At 47.1% G+C, this 19,049-nt stretch carries 15 protein-coding genes; 10 read left to right on the forward strand and 5 right to left on the reverse strand.

The genetic code is table 11. From position 1 onward, the window contains the following. The first annotated feature begins 82 nt into the window (after nucleotides 1-82). From BLS44_RS21715 to BLS44_RS21725, 3 genes are all read left to right on the forward strand, one after another. Nucleotides 83-3,025, forward strand: a complete 2,943-nt coding sequence (locus BLS44_RS21715; protein WP_090392367.1) for a M16 family metallopeptidase — start codon at nucleotides 83-85, stop codon at nucleotides 3,023-3,025. 226 nt (nucleotides 3,026-3,251) lie between these two features. Further along, complete coding sequence (locus tag BLS44_RS21720) at nucleotides 3,252-3,698, forward strand: GNAT family N-acetyltransferase (RefSeq protein WP_090392369.1); 447 nt, start codon at nucleotides 3,252-3,254, stop codon at nucleotides 3,696-3,698. 29 nt (nucleotides 3,699-3,727) lie between these two features. Then, nucleotides 3,728-4,321, forward strand: a complete 594-nt coding sequence (locus BLS44_RS21725) for a rhodanese-like domain-containing protein (protein ID WP_090392370.1) — start codon at nucleotides 3,728-3,730, stop codon at nucleotides 4,319-4,321. 121 nt (nucleotides 4,322-4,442) lie between these two features. Here BLS44_RS21725 and BLS44_RS21730 read toward each other — a convergent pair whose 3' ends face one another. The 3 genes from BLS44_RS21730 to BLS44_RS21740 all read right to left on the reverse strand — a co-directional run bounded on the left by BLS44_RS21730 (nucleotide 4,443) and on the right by BLS44_RS21740 (nucleotide 6,162). Next, nucleotides 4,443-4,787: a translation initiation factor gene (locus BLS44_RS21730; RefSeq protein WP_218127800.1), complete on the reverse strand. Its 345-nt coding sequence runs from the start codon at nucleotides 4,785-4,787 to the stop codon at nucleotides 4,443-4,445. Between the two features lie 59 nt (nucleotides 4,788-4,846). Next, nucleotides 4,847-5,704, reverse strand: a complete 858-nt coding sequence (nadC, locus tag BLS44_RS21735; RefSeq protein WP_090392374.1) for a carboxylating nicotinate-nucleotide diphosphorylase — start codon at nucleotides 5,702-5,704, stop codon at nucleotides 4,847-4,849. A gap of 65 nt (nucleotides 5,705-5,769) precedes the next feature. Next, nucleotides 5,770-6,162 carry a DUF4783 domain-containing protein gene (locus BLS44_RS21740; protein ID WP_176954511.1) on the reverse strand — a complete coding sequence of 131 codons (393 nt, stop codon included), beginning with the start codon at nucleotides 6,160-6,162 and terminating at the stop codon, nucleotides 5,770-5,772. Nucleotides 6,163-6,389: 227 nt separating this feature from the next. Here BLS44_RS21740 and gpmI point away from each other — a divergent pair, with 227 nt between their 5' ends. From gpmI to uvrC, 4 genes are all read left to right on the forward strand, one after another. Beyond that, nucleotides 6,390-7,934 (forward strand): 2,3-bisphosphoglycerate-independent phosphoglycerate mutase, encoded by a 1,545-nt coding sequence (gene gpmI / locus BLS44_RS21745; RefSeq protein WP_090392378.1) that lies wholly within the window; start codon nucleotides 6,390-6,392, stop codon nucleotides 7,932-7,934. A gap of 533 nt (nucleotides 7,935-8,467) precedes the next feature. Continuing rightward, on the forward strand, nucleotides 8,468-8,671 hold the full coding sequence (locus tag BLS44_RS21750) for a hypothetical protein (protein WP_143019882.1): 204 nt from the start codon (nucleotides 8,468-8,470) through the stop codon (nucleotides 8,669-8,671). Then, nucleotides 8,664-8,921: a type II toxin-antitoxin system RelE family toxin gene (locus BLS44_RS21755; protein ID WP_090392383.1), complete on the forward strand. Its 258-nt coding sequence runs from the start codon at nucleotides 8,664-8,666 to the stop codon at nucleotides 8,919-8,921. The genes BLS44_RS21750 and BLS44_RS21755 overlap by 8 nt, the downstream gene beginning before the upstream one ends. Nucleotides 8,922-9,092: 171 nt before the next feature. After that, nucleotides 9,093-10,892, forward strand: a complete 1,800-nt coding sequence (gene uvrC, locus BLS44_RS21760; RefSeq protein WP_090392385.1) for an excinuclease ABC subunit UvrC — start codon at nucleotides 9,093-9,095, stop codon at nucleotides 10,890-10,892. 324 nt (nucleotides 10,893-11,216) lie between these two features. On the opposite strand, the gene BLS44_RS21765 is transcribed toward uvrC, so the two are convergent. Together BLS44_RS21765 and BLS44_RS21770 are read right to left on the reverse strand one after the other, a co-directional pair. Beyond that, complete coding sequence (locus BLS44_RS21765) at nucleotides 11,217-12,512, reverse strand: hemolysin family protein (RefSeq protein ID WP_090392387.1); 1,296 nt, start codon at nucleotides 12,510-12,512, stop codon at nucleotides 11,217-11,219. Then, nucleotides 12,512-13,129: a phosphatase PAP2 family protein gene (locus tag BLS44_RS21770; RefSeq protein ID WP_090392389.1), complete on the reverse strand. Its 618-nt coding sequence runs from the start codon at nucleotides 13,127-13,129 to the stop codon at nucleotides 12,512-12,514. Before BLS44_RS21770 ends, BLS44_RS21765 begins: the two co-directional genes overlap by 1 nt. A gap of 324 nt (nucleotides 13,130-13,453) precedes the next feature. Here BLS44_RS21770 and BLS44_RS21775 point away from each other — a divergent pair, with 324 nt between their 5' ends. The 3 genes from BLS44_RS21775 to BLS44_RS21790 all read left to right on the forward strand — a co-directional run bounded on the left by BLS44_RS21775 (nucleotide 13,454) and on the right by BLS44_RS21790 (nucleotide 18,909). Beyond that, nucleotides 13,454-15,427: an LTA synthase family protein gene (locus BLS44_RS21775; protein ID WP_090392391.1), complete on the forward strand. Its 1,974-nt coding sequence runs from the start codon at nucleotides 13,454-13,456 to the stop codon at nucleotides 15,425-15,427. Between the two features lie 331 nt (nucleotides 15,428-15,758). Then, nucleotides 15,759-17,147, forward strand: coding sequence for a phosphoglucosamine mutase (glmM, locus tag BLS44_RS21785; protein WP_090392395.1), 1,389 nt, complete (start codon nucleotides 15,759-15,761; stop codon nucleotides 17,145-17,147). Between the two features lie 634 nt (nucleotides 17,148-17,781). Continuing rightward, nucleotides 17,782-18,909 (forward strand): cysteine desulfurase family protein, encoded by a 1,128-nt coding sequence (locus tag BLS44_RS21790; RefSeq protein WP_090392397.1) that lies wholly within the window; start codon nucleotides 17,782-17,784, stop codon nucleotides 18,907-18,909. Nucleotides 18,910-19,049 lie beyond the last annotated feature (140 nt).

Consider the following 19,049-nt stretch of genomic DNA (forward strand, 5'->3'; position numbering starts at 1 on the left):
CCGGCACCCGTTGTTTAATTTTTTTCAAACAAAGCACCTGCATTTTATTATTTTTACAGAAACGACCCCAAATACAATAATTATGAAATTAAAATTAATTGCTTGTGTTGCTGCCAGCGCCTTGCTCGTCATTCATGCCAGGGCACAGCAGAAGAGCTACCAATGGATGGCCGGTTCCACGGACGGGATCCCTTACAGGTATGTAAGCAACGATCCTATGAATACCCGCTTTTACACACTGAAGAATGGTTTGACCGTTATTCTGACCGAAAACAAAAAAGAGCCAAGGATCACCGCCAAGATCGCCGTAAGGGCGGGAAGCAACACCGATCCAAAGGATCATACCGGGCTGGCACATTACCTGGAGCATCTTTTATTTAAAGGCACCAGTGAAATGGGCTCCACCAGCTATGCAAAGGAAAAGCCCTACCTGGACCGGATCGAGAACCTTTACGAACAATATAACTCCACAACAGATACGGCCAAACGCAGAGCCATTTACAAAGAAATAGACCAGGTGTCCGGCGAGGCGGCCAAGATCTCCATTGCCAACGAGTACACGAAACTGATGGCAACAATGGGCTCCCAGGGCACCAATGCTCATACCTGGGTGGAAGAAACGGTGTATGAAGAAAATATACCATCTACCTCCCTGAACAAATTCCTCAAAGTGCAGGCCGACCGCTTCCGGGACCCCGTGTTCCGGATCTTTCATACAGAGCTGGAAGCCGTATATGAAGAGAAGAACCGCACCATGGATAACGATGGCTGGAAGGTAATGGAAGCCATGCACCGCAACCTGTTCCCCACCTCTAACTACGGGCAGCAAACCACCATTGGCACTATAGAACATTTGAAGAATCCCTCATTAAAAGCCATCCGGCAATACTTTGACAAATACTATGTGCCTGATAATATGGCAATCATCCTGGCCGGCGATTTTAATACCGAAGCTGTAATTAAGGAGGTTAATAAACAGTTTGCCTATATGAAGTCCAGTCCCGTAACCGGGTATGAGCATGCTCCGGAGCCGGAAATAAAAGGCCCTGTAGTTACGAACATCCTTGGGCCCAGCGCCGAAAATGTCCAGATCGGCTTCCGTGGCGGACCAGAGGGCAGCCGGGAAGCCATGATGGCTGATTTGCTGTCCACCATTCTTGCCAATGGCAAGGCCGGCCTGATTGACCTGAACCTGAACCAGCAGCAGAAAATCCTTTCGGGCGGTGCTTACCTGAGACAGTATAAGGACTATGGCGTTTTTGATATTTATGCCACGGCCAAACAGGAGCAATCGTTGGAAACCGTAAAAGACCTTTTGTTTGAGCAAATCGATATCATAAAAAAAGGCAACTTTGATGATCAGCTTTTGAAAGCCATTGTTGCCAATTATAAGTTAGATGAGATCCGCGGACTTTCCAGCAACGATAACCGGGCAAGCCAGTTAATGCAATCTTTTATTGCCAACAAGGGCGAAGGCTGGATCAAAAATGTATCTTACCTGCAGGCGCTTTCAAAGATCACCAAGAAAGACGTGGTGGATTTTGCCAACCAGTTTTTCAAAGCGGATAACTATACCGTTATCTATAAACGTAAGGGAGAAGACAAAAGCATTACAAAGGTTGAAAAACCAGCCATTACACCGGTGGCCACCAACGATAACCTGGAGTCGGACTATGTAAAAAAAGTAAATGCCCTGCCAGCCACGCCGGTAAAGCCGCTATGGATCGACTATACCAAAGCCATCCAGAAAGGAAAGGCCGGTTCCGCGGAACTGTTATACGTTCCTAATAAAGAGAACGAGCTGTTCAGCCTTTATTACCGGTTCGATATGGGCTCCTGGAACAATAAGATCCTGCCCATAGCAGCAAGCTATCTCTCTTATATTGGTACCGATAAAAATTCGGCCGAAGCCATTAACAAAGCATTTTACAATATTGCCTGCAACTACGCTGTGAACGTGGGTACCGAAAACACAACAATCACCATCAGCGGGCTGCAGGAGAATTTTGAAAAGGCCGCCCGTCTTTTCGAAGACCTGCTGTTAAACTGTAAAGCAGATGAGGCCGCTCTTACCGCATTAAAGGGACGACTGGCAAAAGCGAGGGCCAACCGAAAACTGGATAAGGGCGCCATTATGCAGGGGCTCAGCTCCTACGCATCTTACGGCGCCAACAATCCCTTCAACTATACCCTTAGCGACGAAGAGCTGAAAAACCTCGATAGCAAGACCCTGATCGATGCATTGCATCAGCTTACCGGCTATAAACACACTGCTATGTATTTTGGGCCGGTAACGATGGCAGCAATTTCAAAAAGAATTGCCGCATTTCATAAAGTACCCTCCGCCTTCAATGATTATCCCAGGGGGCTTACCTTCAACCGGACCATCCAGACAGCCAACCAGGTATTGTTTACCAATTACGATATGGTACAATCTGAGATCCGGTGGATGCGCAATACCGAAGCCTACGACCCCGCAAAGGAGCTGACTGCAGACGTATTCAACAATTATTTTGGCGGCGGCATGGGAGGCGTTGTTTTTCAAACGATCCGCGAATCCAAGGCACTGGCCTATTCCACCTATGCGCTTTACCTGACGCCCTCCAAAAAAGAAGACAGGTACAGCTTTATAGCTTACGTGGGCAGCCAGGCGGACAAGATGAAAGAAGCCATCGCCGGCATGAACGACCTGATCAATACGCTTCCGAAATCGGATAAAAGCTTTGAAAGCGCCAAAGCCAGCTTAAAGAATGACCTGGAAACCGATCGGATTACCAACGAAGGGATCCTCTTCAGCTACCTGGCCGCGCAGCGCAAGGGACTGAACTACGATATCCGGAAGACAAAATATGAGCAGCTGGGCGGCATCAATTTTGACAATATCCGGACCTTTCATCAACAGGAACTGTCGGGCAAACCTTATACCTACTGTGTGCTGGGTTCTGATAAAAAAATAAAAACGGATGATCTTGAGAAGATCGGACAGGTAAAAACCCTTACGCTGGAAGAAATTTTCGGGTATTAAGAGCCTGTTTAAATTTTATTGATGGAGTTTATTATGAAGCTATTTTGGAGCGAAACAAGGAAAATTTTGCAGGCATAGTAGGCCACTATGGCGAAAAATTTAACGCAGTTGCAGCCCAAAACAGCCATAATAAAGCCATTGAATGAATTTTAAACAGGCTCTAAGCCTACGAATCCATTTTTGAAAAGCCGGGATCTTTGTTCCGGCTTTTTTGTATCTTTTGCGTATGAATATCCGGTACAGACAACTCCTGCAGGAGGACGGATTATTGCTCCGGCAACTCATACTCCTTTATGTTGACGTATTTGCAATGACCGCATCCCTGCCGGACGAGACTTATTTAAAGAATCTCCTGTTCCAAAAAAACATCGGATTCTTTGTTGCCACTACAAACGATATTGTTATCGGGGGGCTTACCGCCTACATGCTTCCTTCTGTTTATTCGGAGGCCAGCGAAGTGTACCTCTACGATCTGGCCGTTAAAGAGGCATATCAACGGCAGGGCATTGGACGCAGGCTCCTTGATACGCTCGGCACCTGGTGCCGGGCACATGGAGTGTCGGATTTTTTTGTACAAGCCAGTGCAACGGATTCCGCAGCACTTGACTTTTACCATGCAACAGGGGGAGTACCGGAAGCGGTGGCTCATTTTTCATATGCAACCGGGAAATAATTAACTTCATCCTGTTAAAAACAGTAACAATGAAACCAGGCATCTTGCTTCTTATTTTACCGGCATTGCTCGCAATACAGACCGTATCAGCTCAAAAGGCCCCCGCAAAGGCAAAAGTAGACTATGATGCTTTTGAACAGCTTGTAAAAGAAGTAAAGGAGCACCGGAAAAAAAAGCTGGTGACCCTGGATGAGTTCTTGAAGCTCAGTGGTGAAAAAGGGGTGGTGGTACTGGATACCCGGTCGGATGAAATGTATAACCGGAAGCATATACAAAATGCCGTACATCTGAATTTTTCAGATTTTACACAGGAGAACCTGTCGCGAATGATTCCGACGACAGCGACAAAAGTGCTGATCTATTGCAATAATAATTTTGAGGGAGATCAGCGCAACTTCGCTACCAAGGCCGTGGTTCCGGCTGCTGCGTCCAAAAAGCTCAGGCCCATAACACTGGCCCTGAATATCCCTACCTATATCAACCTCTACGGGTATGGGTACCGGAATGTGTATGAACTTGCAGAACTGGTCAATGTCAACGATCCCCGGTTAAAGCTGGAAGGAACGGAGGTCAACGCCCCGGAAACAGTTCCTGCCGGCGAAACACTGATGTCGAAGAAGTAGCCGTCAGTTATCAGCTATCAATAGAACATTGAGGCACGCACACGGATCTAACGTTGAACCTGAAACTTTAAACAATATTAAATTTCAAACAAAGAACCAGGAACAAACACAGAAGCAATCCTTATCCGCCGCTTTTCTTAGCCTGTGTATAGCCATTCTTCTGGAACCATTGAAGCAATTTATCGCGATGATCTCCCTGGATGATAATTTCGCCATCCTTGGCATTGCCCCCTGTCCCGCAAAAGGACTTCAATCTCTTTGCCAGGTCCTGCAGATCGCTGTCAGTTCCGGTAAACCCCAGGATCACACTGGCCGTTTTGCCTCCCCGGTGCTTTGTTTCCAGCTGTATACGCAACCTTTGCTGCCCAGGCTGCAGCGTATCCTGCCCGTCGCCGGACTGTTCAAACTTAAAATCCGGGTTGGTACTGTATACAAATCCGTGCTGGTCTGACTTATTCTTTGCCACGATTTTTTTGTTTAAAGTTCCGGGTGCCGCACCAAACGTGAAACCTGGAACATGGAAGATCATACCACCGCTTTCAGGCTCAGGTCAAGGCTTTGCGCCTGGTGAATGAGTCCGCCCACGCTTACAAAATCAACACCGGTAGCAGCATAGGCCTCAATAGTATCCAGGTTGATGCCGCCACTGGCCTCCGTTTCAAAAACGCCATCAATTATTTGAAGCGCCTCCCGGATCTGCCCCGGGGTAAAATTATCCAGCATAACCCGGAATACTTTTTCTTCACCCGCCTCCATCACTTTTTTAACATCCTCCAGCGTCCTTGTTTCAATTTCAATTTTTATGGCAAGCCGGTTGCGCTGCACATAGTCATAAGCTCTCTGAATAGCATTTTCGATCCCTCCAGCGTAGTCTATATGGTTATCCTTCAACATAATCATATCATACAGACCAAAACGATGGTTCACGCCCCCTCCGATACGTACGGCTTCTTTTTCCAGCAAACGGAAATTGGGAGTGGTTTTCCGGGTATCGAGCAACCGGGTGTGGTACCCTTTTAATTTATCGGTATACCTGCGGGTGAGCGTGGCAATACCACTCATGCGTTGCATACAGTTCAGCAGCAGTCGCTCGCATTGCAAAATCGTATGTTCCAGGGCAGTTACCTCAAAGGCAATATCACCGGGTTTCATATCAGCCCCATCCTGCATAAAGAACGTTACTGCGCTCCCCGGCTCTTTAAGTCTTAAGATGGCTTCGGCCACCTGTGTCCCCGCCAGCACGCCCTGCTGCTTTACTTTTAATACGGCCCTTCCTTTTGCCGCCGGGTCAATGCAACACAACGTAGAATGATCCCCGGATCCGATATCCTCCCGGAGTGCTTCGCGGATCAGATGCTCTAGTTTTTCCTGAAATGAGTCCATGGCTGTAAAAATAAACAGCCTCTCATTAGGAGAGGCCGTTTTATCATTAAATTTTCACAGAATTCTTACTCAATCAGCTGAAAGCGCAGTTCTTTGATCACTTCGCCCCCCTTTTCCTTCCGCATAAAAATATTGACCCGGTAATTTCCACCGGCCGTTTGCAGGGTCCCTATCGCATAGTTACCATTGGGGGAGCTTCCTTTATGCTTAAGCTCAAAACCCTTTACCGTTACTTTTCCGAAAAATTCCTTCAGCGCCTGCTCGGCCTGGGATTTGTTATAGTTGTTGCTTTTATCGGCGATCGTTAACTGCATGTTCTCTCCTACATTTCCTACAAGCTGTGCCGCATTCCCGGTTTTAAGACTTGTAATGACACCATCCACGCTCTGCGCATGCAGACTAATGGCCAACAGGTTGATTGCAAAAGCAATAAAAGACAATCGTAATAAATGTTTCATTGTATCTTCATTTTGTTATTACTCCTTCTCAGGGTATCACGAATATATTAAAAAATCATGCTTGTTCACCAGGTATCTTTCTGTCCCGATCAAAATGTTTGTAAATAGACCCGGGTGAAGTCATTTATTCTTGAACAATCTTTTTAATTTTACCGCTTCGGTAGCCCTGCTGTTTTACCATCCGGTTACCGAAGCCTTTTTTAATTTTTAACTAAAATCACAAGTTCATGTCACAAAAAAGAGCAATATTACTCATAATGGACGGTTGGGGACTCGGGAAAGTTGCATCAGCAGACGCGATCCAGAATGCCAATGTACCTTTTACCAGGTCATTATACAGCCGGTATCCGCATACCACCCTTACCACATTTGGGGAATTAGTGGGATTACCGGAGGGACAAATGGGGAACTCTGAGGTGGGGCACCTCAATCTTGGTGCAGGACGTATTGTGTATCAGGAACTTCAGCGCATTAATGTAGCCATTAAGACAGGCGAGCTGGCATCCAATAAAGAATTGTTGCGTGCCATTACCCATGCAAAAGAAAACAGCAAACCCTTACACCTGTTAGGTTTGGTCAGCGACGGAGGAGTGCACTCGCATATCAACCACCTGAAAGCCCTAATTAACATTTGTAAGGACAATGGGTTACAGGAGGTCTACATCCACGCTTTTACCGACGGAAGAGATACGGATCCCAAAAGCGGGCTGGGTTTTATAGAAGCGCTGCAGCAGCACCTGGATCAAACGGGAACGGGTAAAATTGCAACGGTGGATGGCCGGTATTACGCTATGGACCGGGATAAACGCTGGGAGCGTGTTGCCCTGGCCTATGAGGCCCTGGTAAACGGGAAAGGTGAAACCTCCGCCTCTGCAGTGGAAGCCGTTAAGAACAGCTATGCGCAGGGTATTACGGACGAATTTATCAAACCAACGGTGATCGTAAATGCCGACAACCAGCCGGTAGCCACTATTCAAAACGGGGACTCCGTGCTCTGTTTTAATTTCCGTACAGACCGCTGCCGGGAGATTACCGAAGTGCTGACCCAGCAGGACCACCCGGAGCAAAATATGCATACCCTGGAACTGGATTATACCACCATGACCGTTTACGACCATACGTTTAAGAACGTCCATGTATTGTTCCGTAATGAAGATCTTACCCAAACCATCGGGGAAGTGATCGAAGCCCATCACCTGAAACAGATCCGCATTGCAGAAACGGAGAAGTACCCGCATGTGACATTCTTTTTCAGCGGCGGGCGCGAAAAGCCATTTGAAGGGGAAAGCCGTATCCTGAAGCCTTCACCCAAGGTAGCCACCTATGATCTTCAGCCGGAGATGAGCGCCCGGGAGCTTACGGAAGCTATTCTCCCCGAGATCCACAATAAAACGGCCGATTTTATCTGCCTGAACTTTGCAAATGCAGATATGGTAGGGCATACCGGTGTTTTTTCAGCTGCTATAAAAGCAGTGGAAACGGTAGACCAATGCGTGGAGCAGATCGTAAACGAAGCATTGAAACAGGACTATGTGATCTTCCTCACCGCCGATCATGGTAACTCCGACTACCTGGTGAATGAAGATGGCAGTCCGAATACCGCGCACAGCATGAACCCGGTTCCCCTGTTCATTATTGACAATAACTGGAAAGGCGCGGTAAAAGAAGGCAAACTGGGCGATATTGCGCCGACCATCCTTACCTTTATGAAATTGCCCATACCCAGGGAAATGACCGGGGATATACTGGTTGATAAAGATTCTATACAATAAGAGCCTGTTTAAATTTTATTGATGGAATTTATTATGAAGCTATTTTGGAGCGAAACAAGGAAAATTTTGCAGGCATAGTAGGCCACTATGGCGAAAAATTTAACGCAGTTGCAGCCCAAAACAGCCATAATAAAGCCATTGAATGAATTTTAAACAGGCTCTAAGCAGTTTATCTTATTTTGAATACTGAAGGGCGGGCTTAAAATAAAGCCTGCCTTTTAGTTTCCCAAAAGTGGTGAAACCAGGGCAAACGCATCTAATTCCAGCAATGCTCAGCTCCGGAGGAGCAGTATGTTTATAGCAATATGCTGTTTTGATGACCCCGGCTCCTGTAGGAGCCGCGTGTTTGTTGGGCCTGAAATTTTACGCGACTCCTACAGAAGCCGGGGTCATACCTTGTTATAAACACAAGGCACTTACAGTGCCTGCAAATGCTCCCGGTGCGCGCGCTCCACCCAATTTAGATGCATTTGCCCTGGTGGTGAAACGGATAAAGAAGGATGTTTTTCGTAACTTCGGTAAAACGAAAGATCATGGTCCGGTTACATCCTCAATATATAACAGATACAGCAGGTGAGCAATTGGTTGTACTTACAAAGGCAGAGTACAATGCTCTTATGGAAGAGCTGGATGAAGCCATGGATGTATTACTTTATGACCAGGCCATGCGCGAAGATGACGGAGCTCGTATTTCACTGGACGATTACTTAAAAAAAAGGGAAACGAAAGATGATTAAGTATACCGTCATTTTATCAGGAAAGGTCAGTAAACAGCTGGATAAGCTTTCCGATACTGTTGCCGCGCCTATATTTAAAGCTATCCGGAAATTGCAACAAAACCCGCGCCCTCCCGGTTACTGCAAGCTAACAGCACGTGATGGTTACCGGATCAGGGTAGGTGATTATCGTATTATTTACAATATCATTGACAGTAAACTGATCATTGAAGTTATTGCAATAGGCCATCGAAAAGATATTTATCAGTAGCCAATAGCCCGTTACCTGTCCAACAACCCCAGTGAGACCCGAAAGGCCCTGGCGACCATCCTGCTTAGACGCCAGTAGCCCCTGTCTCTATCGTTGTTTTTACAACGTATTTTTTTTAAAACAACATTTACCGGCTAATTTTGTACGTTTCTACACGTATTTACCAACAGATTGACACAGGAAACATTCTCAAATATCGCCACCACCATCCCGCACCAGCCGGGCATCTATAAATACTTTGATGATACCGGGAAGATCCTTTATGTAGGAAAGGCTAAGGACCTGCGCAAGCGGGTAAGCTCCTACTTTAATAAAACCTTTACCAATTATAAAACGCACGAATTGGTGCAGCGCATTGAGCATATCGAGTTCACCATCGTTAATAGTGAGCCCGACGCTTTTTTCCTGGAAAATGCGCTGATCAAACAGTTTCAGCCCAAGTACAATATCAATCTGAAGGACAGCAAGTCCTATCCGTATATCGTGATCAAAAATGAGCCTTTTCCCCGCATTTACCTCACACGGCAACCGGTTAATGACGGGTCGGAATACCTGGGACCTTATACTTCGGTTTTTAAGGTACGGGAGCTGCTGGAGTTTATCAAACGCACCATTCCTATGCGCACCTGCAGTCTGAACCTAAGCGCCAGGAACATCGAAAAAGGGAAATACAAAGTTTGCCTTGAATACCATTTAGGCAACTGCAAAGGCCCCTGTGCCGGGCTGCAAACAAGGGAGGATTACGACGCTAACATCGGGCAGATCCGCGACCTGCTGAAGGGAAACCTGGGGCCGGTCATCCGCCATTTTAAGGAAGAAATGCGGGGGCACGCCGAAGCGCTGGAATTTGAAAAAGCCGAACAGGTACGCAAAAAGATCGAATACCTCGAGGACTATTATCAATCCAAATCGGTGATCACCGGCATCAGGGGCGGCGATAAAGATGTGTTTTCCATCATTAAAGACCAGTCCGTTGCTTATGTTAATTACCTGATGATCCGGAACGGGACCGTGGTGCAAACCCAGACCAATAAACTGGAAACACATTTGGATGAGCCGGTAGAAGAGATCCTGGTATATGCGGTAAGCCAGCTGCGCATGACCTTTAACAGCCAGGTTCCTGAAATCATTGTGCCTTTTGAGATCGATTATCCGGAGGCCCATGTTGAGATCATGGTGCCAAAAGCGGGCGACCGGAAGAAGCTCCTGGAACTCTCGGAAAAAAACGCGGGATATTTCATCGAGGAACTCCGGAACAAAGAGCGCATAAAGATCAACAGGAATGTAGATCATGTTAAAGTGCTGGAACAACTGCAGATTGATCTGCAACTGCAGGAATTACCCGTGCATATCGAATGTTTTGATAACTCAAATTTCCAGGGCAGCTATCCCGTATCGGCCATGGTTTGTTTTAAGAACGGGGTTCCCAGTAAAAAAGATTACCGTCATTTTAATGTAAAAACAGTAGAAGGCATTAATGACTTTGCCAGCATGAAAGAAGCCGTTTACCGCCGCTACAAACGGCTCACCGAAGAACAGCAAGCCCTTCCGCAACTGGTGATCATCGATGGCGGAAAGGGGCAGCTGGGCGCCGCGCTGGAAGCTATGGAAGCGCTGGAATTACAGGGCAGCATTACCCTGGTAGGCCTCGCCAAAAATGTGGAAGAGATCTTCTTTGCCGGTGATAAAGAATCACTCAAACTACCCTATAGCAGCTCCAGCCTGAAACTGATCCGGTTTATACGCGACCAGGTACATCGCTTCGGCATAACGTTTCACCGCCAGAAAAGAAGCAAGGGCACCTTCAAAAATGAATTGGAATCTATAAAAGGAATCGGTAAAAATACAGCGGATGAACTGCTGAAGGAGTTCCGCTCTGTTAAAAACGTCAAAGAAAGATCCCTGGATGAATTGGCCGCTGTTGTCGGTAAGGTAAAGGCGCAGCTGGTTATTGATCATTTTTCTTCCTGAACGAAGGTGCCGGTTTACTGTGGAGATTTGGAAAAGAAGATCTTTCTTCTCCGACGGAGCGTGGGGGCGTTTTAGAATAGTAGTTTTCAGCGATCCGTTGGCCCTGTCAGATCTTGAAGTTGGACGTTTGCTTTTTCCCTCTTTTAGAATTTAAGCTATCAAGCTTCCGTTTTTAGCGATTGAGATAGTGTATACAGCATCAAGCTTTACCCGGATACCCAATGTGGAACTTTGAACCTGGAACACACCGTACATCTCACTATAAACATCTCACTATAAACATCTCACCAAAAACTTCTCACTACAAACTTCTCACTACAAACCCTAATCCTCATCCATCTCTTCTTTCAATGTTTCACTGATATGCACCAGCACTTTATCAATACGGTGGCCGTCCATATCAACGATCTCAAAATCGAACCCGTTCCAGTCGAGCTTATCGCCGGTAGCCGGTATCTGTTTTAGCCGGTGCAGGATAAAGCCCGCCAGCGTGTCAAACTCCTGCTCGCCTTCGTTCATCCATTCAGCCTTATCAAAATAAGAAAGAAAATCATAGAAAGGGATCTGCGCATCTACCAGGAATGAATCATCATCCCTGCGGGTAATTTCATAGTCGTCTTCATTTTCTTCCGGCATATCACCAATGATCGCCTCAAGAATATCGTTCAAGGTAATCATCCCCAGCACACTTCCGTATTCGTCTACAATAAAACAGGAATGCAACTGTGATTCTTTGAACTTTTCCATAACCCGGAACGCGGTATTATTCTCGGGTACAAAAAGCGCCGGGCGCATCAGTTCTTTAAAAGGTACTGTATCCTTATTGGTGTAAAGGTCTTTTAATGAAATGACTCCCTTGATATCATCGATCTCTTCATCACAGATCGGATAAATAGAATGGGGTTCTTTTAATATTTTTTCCCGGATCATTTCCTCCGTATCATTCACTTTAAACCATACGATATCACTGCGATGGGTCATGAGTGAAGTGATATTCCGGTCGCTCAGGTGAAATACCCGCTCAATGATCTCCTGCTCGGTTTCTTCCAGCGTTCCCTGCTCTGTACCTTCACTGATGATCGCTTTGATCTCTTCCTCGGTTACCTGGGTATTTTCACTTTTGATATTTAAGATCTTCCCGATCAACCCGCTCGATTTTGTGAGCAACCAGATAAACGGATAAGTAATGATCGAAACCCAGCGCATAGGCTGCGCTACAAATTTTGCAATCTTTTCGGGACTCGACAAGCCAATACGTTTGGGCACCAGCTCTCCAAAAATGAGCGTAAAGTAGGTAATAATGATCACCACCGTTGTGGTTGCGATCCCTTTACTATAGGCCGCGATGGCAGGAAACTGCTCCAGAAAGGAGATTATACGACCGGTGATCTTTTCACCCGAATAAATACCGGTTAAAATACCGATAAGGGTGATCCCGATCTGAACGGTGGATAAAAAAACATCCGGATGATTGGCTAATTTCAGCGCTGCTTCCGCCCGCTTATCCCCTTTATTCGCCTGAGCCTCCAGCCTTGCCTTCCTGGCTGACACAAGCGCTATTTCTGCCATTGAAAATAGTCCATTGAGTAAAATCAATAAGGCTATTATGAATAATTCCATTAATCTATTTCGGTTGATTCCTTATCGAAGATATGAAATCCGATCCTTTTATTAAATAAGTTGCCCCAAAACAGGCCAATTAATATTCCGAGGATCGTTCCGCCCAGTACATCAAACGGATAATGCACGCCCACATATACCTGCGACAGCCCGATAATGCCTGCCCATACGAGCGGAGCCCAGGCATACCTGAAAAACCGGCGGAATGTTACAAAAAAGAACATGCTGATACCAAAGTGGTTGATAGCGTGGTTAGATACAAAACTGAAGCCCCCGGAACAACGACCTAATACCATGCGTACATGTCCTTCCATTTCAGGGTCGTTACAGGGCCGCAGCCGTTCAAAAATGTGCTTAAACAGGTGTGAGCCTACCAGGTCCGTGCTGGCTGCGGTACAAACAAACAGCAATAACCAAAGCCATCCCTGCTTTTTAAAATTGATGAGCACAAAGGCCACCACAAACAGGTAAAGCGGCCCCCATACATAAGGATTGCGGAACAGTGGCAACAAACCATCCAGGAAGGGGTTGGCGCCCCTGACATTGATCAGTTCAAATAACCACCGGTCGGCCTTTACCAGCCAGTCGGGGAACGGGATGTACAAAAAACGGGTCATTGAGCAAATTTAGCGAATGTGGGAATCGGGGAATTGAAAATTTGAAAATACGGGAATTTGAGAATAACCGGCGGGTCTCAATATCCGGCAATTGTAAACCAGGCTCAACAATCCCAGGCCAGGTTCAACAATATGCGGCTAATCAGCACCTGCAACCAGTGTGCCCTTTGAAAAGGAAACCCAACCCGGAACTGAACCCTGGAATCTGCCGAAGTCTTGGAGCGGGCCAATGACGGGAAACTGGCGCTAAACGCTGAGGACTGAAGGCCGATTACTGATAACGGATAGCTGACAACTGAAACTTTTAACTAAGTTTGCAGCTTTATGTTATCAAGACTGAAAATACCGAAAACGATCCTGTGGGTTATCAACACCGGGCTGGTACTTTTTGCCTTGTTCTTCATTTTCCGGTTCATTACCTTCTTTGCATTCAAGCCTCCGGGCATTTCCTTTGATGACTGTGTACCCTCCTTTGCCCTCGGGGTGCAGTACGATCTCCGGTGGATCTCTATTTTCCTGCTGCCGGTGATCCTGTTCAGCTACCGCCGTTCTTTTTCCCCCTTCTATTCTGCCCGCAATAAACGCATCTGGACCTGGTATCTGGCCATTGTCACCTTTCTGTTGTTCCTGTTCTTTATTGCCGACATGGTCAGCTTTTCCTATAACCGTACCCGGCTGGACGCCGGTGCCATGAATTTTGTGGAGGACCCCGGTATCTCCCTCAACATGATCTGGCAAACCTATCCATTGGTCTGGATCCTGGTGGGCCTGGCAGCCGCCATCATTTGCTTTAAATGGGCGCTTAACAAAAGTCACTGGCAGGTCATCAATCTTACAGACGGCAAAGCCATCATGCACCGCAGGTTCCCCTTTGTGATCGCCGCTATTGTACTGGGGCTTTTTATATACGGGAAAATGGATAGTACACCGTTGAAATGGAAAGACTCCTTTGCACTCAAAGACAGCTTTAAAACCTATCTTGCCCTTAACCCGTTGCAAAATTTTTTTTCTACCATGCGGTTCCGGGAACCCGTGATCAACGAAAAAGGTGCCCGGGAAGCTTTTCCGCTTATGGCCGACTTCCTCCAGTTTCCACCCAGGGCGCCCTTTGGCTTTAAGCGAACAGTAGCACCTCATAGTACAGGGCTGGAAAGCAAGCCCAATGTGGTATTGGTCATTTGCGAATCCTACAGCATGTACAAAAGCAGTATGAGCGGCAATGTACTCAACGCCTCTCCCTACTTTGATTCGCTGAGCCGGAAAGGGATCTTTTTCGAACGCTGTTTCACTCCCCATTTTTCAACCGCCAGGGGGCTTTTCGCCATCCTGACCGGTACACCCGACGTACAGTTATTCAAGTTCTCCACCCGCAATCCTGAAGCTATAGACCAGAACACCATTATCAACAATTTCACCGATTATTCAAAACATTACTTTTTAGGCGGCGACCCGGAGTTCAATAACTTTGAAGGCCTGCTGATGAATATCAGCAATCTTCAGCTGCATACGGAACAAACCATACCTGCACCCCGGATCAATGTTTGGGGCATCAGTGATAAGGATCTTTTCATGGCCGCAAACAATGTCTTTAAAGCAGCAAAACAACCTTTTTTTGCGATCATACAAACCTCTGATAATCATAGGCCTTACACCATCCCGGCAACAGACCGTGATTTTGAGAAAAAAAACGTTTCAAAAGACAGTCTCCTGGCCAATGGGTTTGAGTCGCTGGAAGAATACAACACCTTCCGGTATGCCGATTATTCCATCCGGAAGTTCATAGAATCTGCTGCCCGGGAACCCTATTTCCACAATACCATCTTTGCCTTCATCGGCGATCACGGAGTAGCCGGTAATGCCACCAGCGTGTACCCCGCGGTCTGGACCACACACCGTCTTTCGGACGAGCACGTTCCATTCCTGATCTATGCGCCCTACCTCGTTGCGCCTCAACTGAGAAAAGAGACGGTTTCACAAATTGATGTGCTGCCCACAATTGCCGGCTTGCTGCAACGCCCCTATGATAATTTTACGCTGGGCCGCGATCTTCTCGCCCCGGACAAAAAGGGAAACCTTGCTTTCATTACCAATACCGCCGGCAGGATCGGCATTGTAAATGATCAGTTCTACTATGTAAAAAGTCTTGACTTTGCGGAAGAAGACCTGACACCGATTGATACCACGATCAATTACCCCCGCCGGGTATTGGACTCTGCACGCAAAAAAATGAGCGCCCTCACCAATGCCTACTACCAGACAGCGCAATACCTGCTGCTTAACAATAAGCAAATGCCCTAGCGAGCTGTTGCACTGCCGCCGGGCAACGCCGGCACCCGGTGCCGCTTTCCTGTTGTAAACAAGGCGGCCTTACCGTTTTCTGCTGTAATGCAAGCAATTTTAGGCTTCTTCAATACAGGCGCTGTGTTAAGAATCGATTTTATCCATCCCCGCGCAACTATATACCTGCCAAACGAAAAATTCCGCTGTGCAAACGGGCCCGGGGTTTGCACAGTTTCCGCAAAAGTAATGTTATAACTAAAATAATCTCGCAGAAGGCGCGTACTTTTGCAGCCTCAAACAACTCAGGCCCGGCAACCGGACCTCATTCAAAAAAATAAAAAAGCATATCGTGTCGCTTATAAAAAGTATATCAGGAATCCGCGGAACAATTGGTGGGAAAACCGGCGAAACCCTCTCTCCTGTAGATGTCGTAAAGTTCACTGCGGCTTACGGATCCATTCTGAAAAAGGCAGCCAACGGGGCAAAAAAGATAACCGTGGTGGTAGGGCGTGATGGACGCATCAGCGGGCCCATGATCAGCAGCCTGGTTACAGCAACACTCTGCGCATTGGGAATTGATGTGATAGACCTTGGACCCAGCACAACACCTACTGTAGAGATTGCCGTTCCATTGGAAAAAGCAGACGGCGGCATTATTTTAACGGCAAGCCATAACCCCAAAGAGTGGAATGCACTTAAACTACTGAACAGGGATGGCGAGTTTATTTCAGCAGAGCTGGGTAAAGAACTGCTGGATATTGCTGCTGCAGAAAATTTTGATTTTGTATCGGTTGACAAACTGGGTAAAATTGAGCAGAACGACACCTATATGCAAAAGCATATTGATGCCATCCTGGCCTACCCACTGGTGCAAAAAGAAGCCATTGCAAAGAAGCATTTTAAAATTGTGGTGGACGCCATTAATTCTACCGGCGCCATTTTTGTTCCGGCCTTACTGAAAGCATTGGGAGTGGAAAACGTTATTGTTCTGAACAGGGAGGTAACCGGCAACTTCGCCCACAACCCCGAGCCGCTGCCCGATCATCTGACGGAGCTGTCGAGCGTGGTGGTTAAGGAAAAGGCAGATCTCGGAATAGCCGTGGACCCCGATGTGGACCGTCTTTGCTTTGTGAACGAAGACGGAAGCATGTTTGGGGAGGAGTATACCCTGGTAGCTGTCGCAGACTATATCCTCTCCCAACGGAAGGGCAATACGGTAAGCAATATGAGCAGTACCAAGGCACTGAAGGAAGTTACGGTTAAGCACGGCGGCGCTTATTATCCTTCAGCTGTTGGGGAAGTCAATGTTGTTACAAAAATGAAAGCCGTTCAGGCGGTTACCGGAGGTGAAGGCAACGGGGGCATTATTGTACCCGATTTTCATTATGGGCGTGATGCGCTGATCGGCATCGCATTATTCCTGAGCCACCTGGCCAATCAGAAAGGGAGCATCAAATCCCTCCGCGGTATGTATCCTGATTATTTTATCAGCAAAAACAAAATAGAGCTGGATCAAAATACCGACCTTCCGGCCATCTTTGCCCGGATAAAAGAAAAATACAGCAAGCTGCCCCTGAACGACGAGGACGGTTTGAAGATCGAGTTCGACGAGGATTGGGTGCATTTAAGAATGTCGAATACAGAACCCATTATCCGCATTTACTCCGAAAGCGATTTTGAGTTAAAGGCCCGGAATATTGCGCAAAAGCTCATGCAGGATATTAAGGAGAGCATGTAACAGAAACAGACTTTAGACGACAGACCTTAGACAATAGACTTTGGATAAGAGATGCTAAAGGAAGTTTCTGCGTTTGCTTCGGGTTGAAGGTAGTGGAACCTTGTTGCATGTGGTTGAATATCGTTTAAGACGCTTTGATAGCGGAAGACGCCTATGTTTGTTTAAAGTTTCAGGTTCAACGTTTAGATCCGTGTGCGTGACTCAATGTTCTATTGAAAGCTGATAACTAAAGACTGCCTGCTGACCGCTCCTCCTATATTTGTTTGACGTTCCGGGCTGAGTTATCCGTGAATGATCGACTATGAACCATGCTCCCCGTCAGGGCAAACGCATCTAATTTCAGCATTGTTCAGCTCCGGAGGAGCAGCGTGTTTATGGTAATCTGCTGTTTTATCAACCCGGCTCCTTTAATATCCTGCTATAAACACGAGGCACTTACAGTGCCTGAAAATGCTCCCGGTGTGCTCTTTTCACCCAATTTAGATGCGTTTGCCCTGTGCTCCCCTGTAGTCTACAAAATCAATATGCCATAGCTTTCGTAACTTTGCAGACCGTTTTTTGTTCCAATCCCGTCCCGGATGATCGGGATTCAGGATCGGGAAAGAGCACCGGGTAAAAAGGAAGGAATATTTCAATGGAAAAGATCTACTTAGACAACGCCGCAACCACTTGCCTTGATAAGGAAGTACTGGATGCGATGCTCCCCTATATGACCACCTATTTTGGAAACCCCTCGTCGGTTTATTCTTACGGACGGGAGACCCGTCTCGCTGTAGAAACAGCGCGTAAGACAGTAGCCCGGCACCTGAACGTAAAGCCCGGCGAGATCTTCTTTACCTCCGGGGGAACCGAAAGTAACAATACGGCCATCAGCGCCGCGATCCGCGACCTGGGCTGTACACATATCATCACGGCAGCTATCGAACACCACGCAGTACTGCATACAGTAGAACATTATTGCGATGGGAATACTGTCAGCCACAGCCTGGTAAAGCTGCTGCCGGATGGACATATTGACCTTAAGGACCTGGAGCAGCAGCTCGCATCACAGGAACGCAAATGCCTGGTAACCCTGATGCATGCCAATAACGAGATCGGGAACCTGCTGGCTATTAACGCAGTGAGTGCATTGTGCCGGAAATACGGAGCTGTTTTTCACTCAGACTGCGTACAAACCGTTGGTCACTACCCGATCGACCTGCAGCGTATCGATGTTGATTTCATTTCTGCCTCGGGCCATAAATTTCACGGGCCCAAGGGCTCCGGTATCCTCTATGTGAACGGCAACCTGCAAATAAAGCCTTTTATAATTGGCGGCGGGCAGGAGCGCAATATGCGTGCGGGCACCGAAAACGTATACGGCATCGTGGGCTTTGCAAAAGCACTGGACCTTGCTATGAGCCACTATGAAAAAGATGCGGCCAATATTAAAGAGCTAAAACAATATATGGCCACAGAACTGCAAAAAAGGATCCCTTCCGTTACCTTCAATGGCGATGCGTTTGGCAGTTGCCTGTATACGGTCCTCAGTGTTTCCTTCCCCCAAACCGAACGCTCCGAAATGCTGCTGTTCAACCTGGATATCCACAACATTTGCGTTTCCGGAGGCAGTGCCTGCAGCAGTGGCGCCAGCCAGGGCTCTCATGTTATTGCGGCTTTAAATACGCCCTCTGATCTTGTTCCGGTACGTTTCTCCTTCAGCAGGTATAATACAACAGAAGAGATCGACCACACCATTGACACCCTGGCAGCGTTAATATGATCGGAAGGACAGAGCAGCCAGTTGTCCCCCCCCAAAGTTCAGGACAGTTATCAGCAATCAGTCTTCAGCTTTCAGCCTCCGACACTTTGCATGCGCGTCAAGATAAAAAACAGGTCTATTCCCATAAAATACAGCACGAA

This window comes from Niabella drilacis (genome assembly GCF_900101395.1).
Classification (GTDB): Bacteria; Bacteroidota; Bacteroidia; order Chitinophagales; family Chitinophagaceae; genus Niabella; species Niabella drilacis.

What these genes read in the sequence shown, in the direction of transcription:
- BLS44_RS21715 (WP_090392367.1), top strand. Translation starts at nt 83, where the DNA reads ATGAAATTAAAATTAATTGCTTGTGTTGCTGCCAGCGCCTTGCTCGTC.
- BLS44_RS21720 (WP_090392369.1), top strand. Translation starts at nt 3,252, where the DNA reads ATGAATATCCGGTACAGACAACTCCTGCAGGAGGACGGATTATTGCTC.
- BLS44_RS21725 (WP_090392370.1), top strand. Translation starts at nt 3,728, where the DNA reads ATGAAACCAGGCATCTTGCTTCTTATTTTACCGGCATTGCTCGCAATA.
- nadC (WP_090392374.1), bottom strand. Translation starts at nt 5,704, where the DNA reads ATGGACTCATTTCAGGAAAAACTAGAGCATCTGATCCGCGAAGCACTC.
- BLS44_RS21740 (WP_176954511.1), bottom strand. Translation starts at nt 6,162, where the DNA reads ATGAAACATTTATTACGATTGTCTTTTATTGCTTTTGCAATCAACCTG.
- gpmI (WP_090392378.1), top strand. Translation starts at nt 6,390, where the DNA reads ATGTCACAAAAAAGAGCAATATTACTCATAATGGACGGTTGGGGACTC.
- BLS44_RS21750 (WP_143019882.1), top strand. Translation starts at nt 8,468, where the DNA reads ATGGTCCGGTTACATCCTCAATATATAACAGATACAGCAGGTGAGCAA.
- BLS44_RS21755 (WP_090392383.1), top strand. Translation starts at nt 8,664, where the DNA reads ATGATTAAGTATACCGTCATTTTATCAGGAAAGGTCAGTAAACAGCTG.
- BLS44_RS21765 (WP_090392387.1), bottom strand. Translation starts at nt 12,512, where the DNA reads ATGGAATTATTCATAATAGCCTTATTGATTTTACTCAATGGACTATTT.
- BLS44_RS21770 (WP_090392389.1), bottom strand. Translation starts at nt 13,129, where the DNA reads ATGACCCGTTTTTTGTACATCCCGTTCCCCGACTGGCTGGTAAAGGCC.
- BLS44_RS21775 (WP_090392391.1), top strand. Translation starts at nt 13,454, where the DNA reads ATGTTATCAAGACTGAAAATACCGAAAACGATCCTGTGGGTTATCAAC.
- BLS44_RS21790 (WP_090392397.1), top strand. Translation starts at nt 17,782, where the DNA reads ATGGAAAAGATCTACTTAGACAACGCCGCAACCACTTGCCTTGATAAG.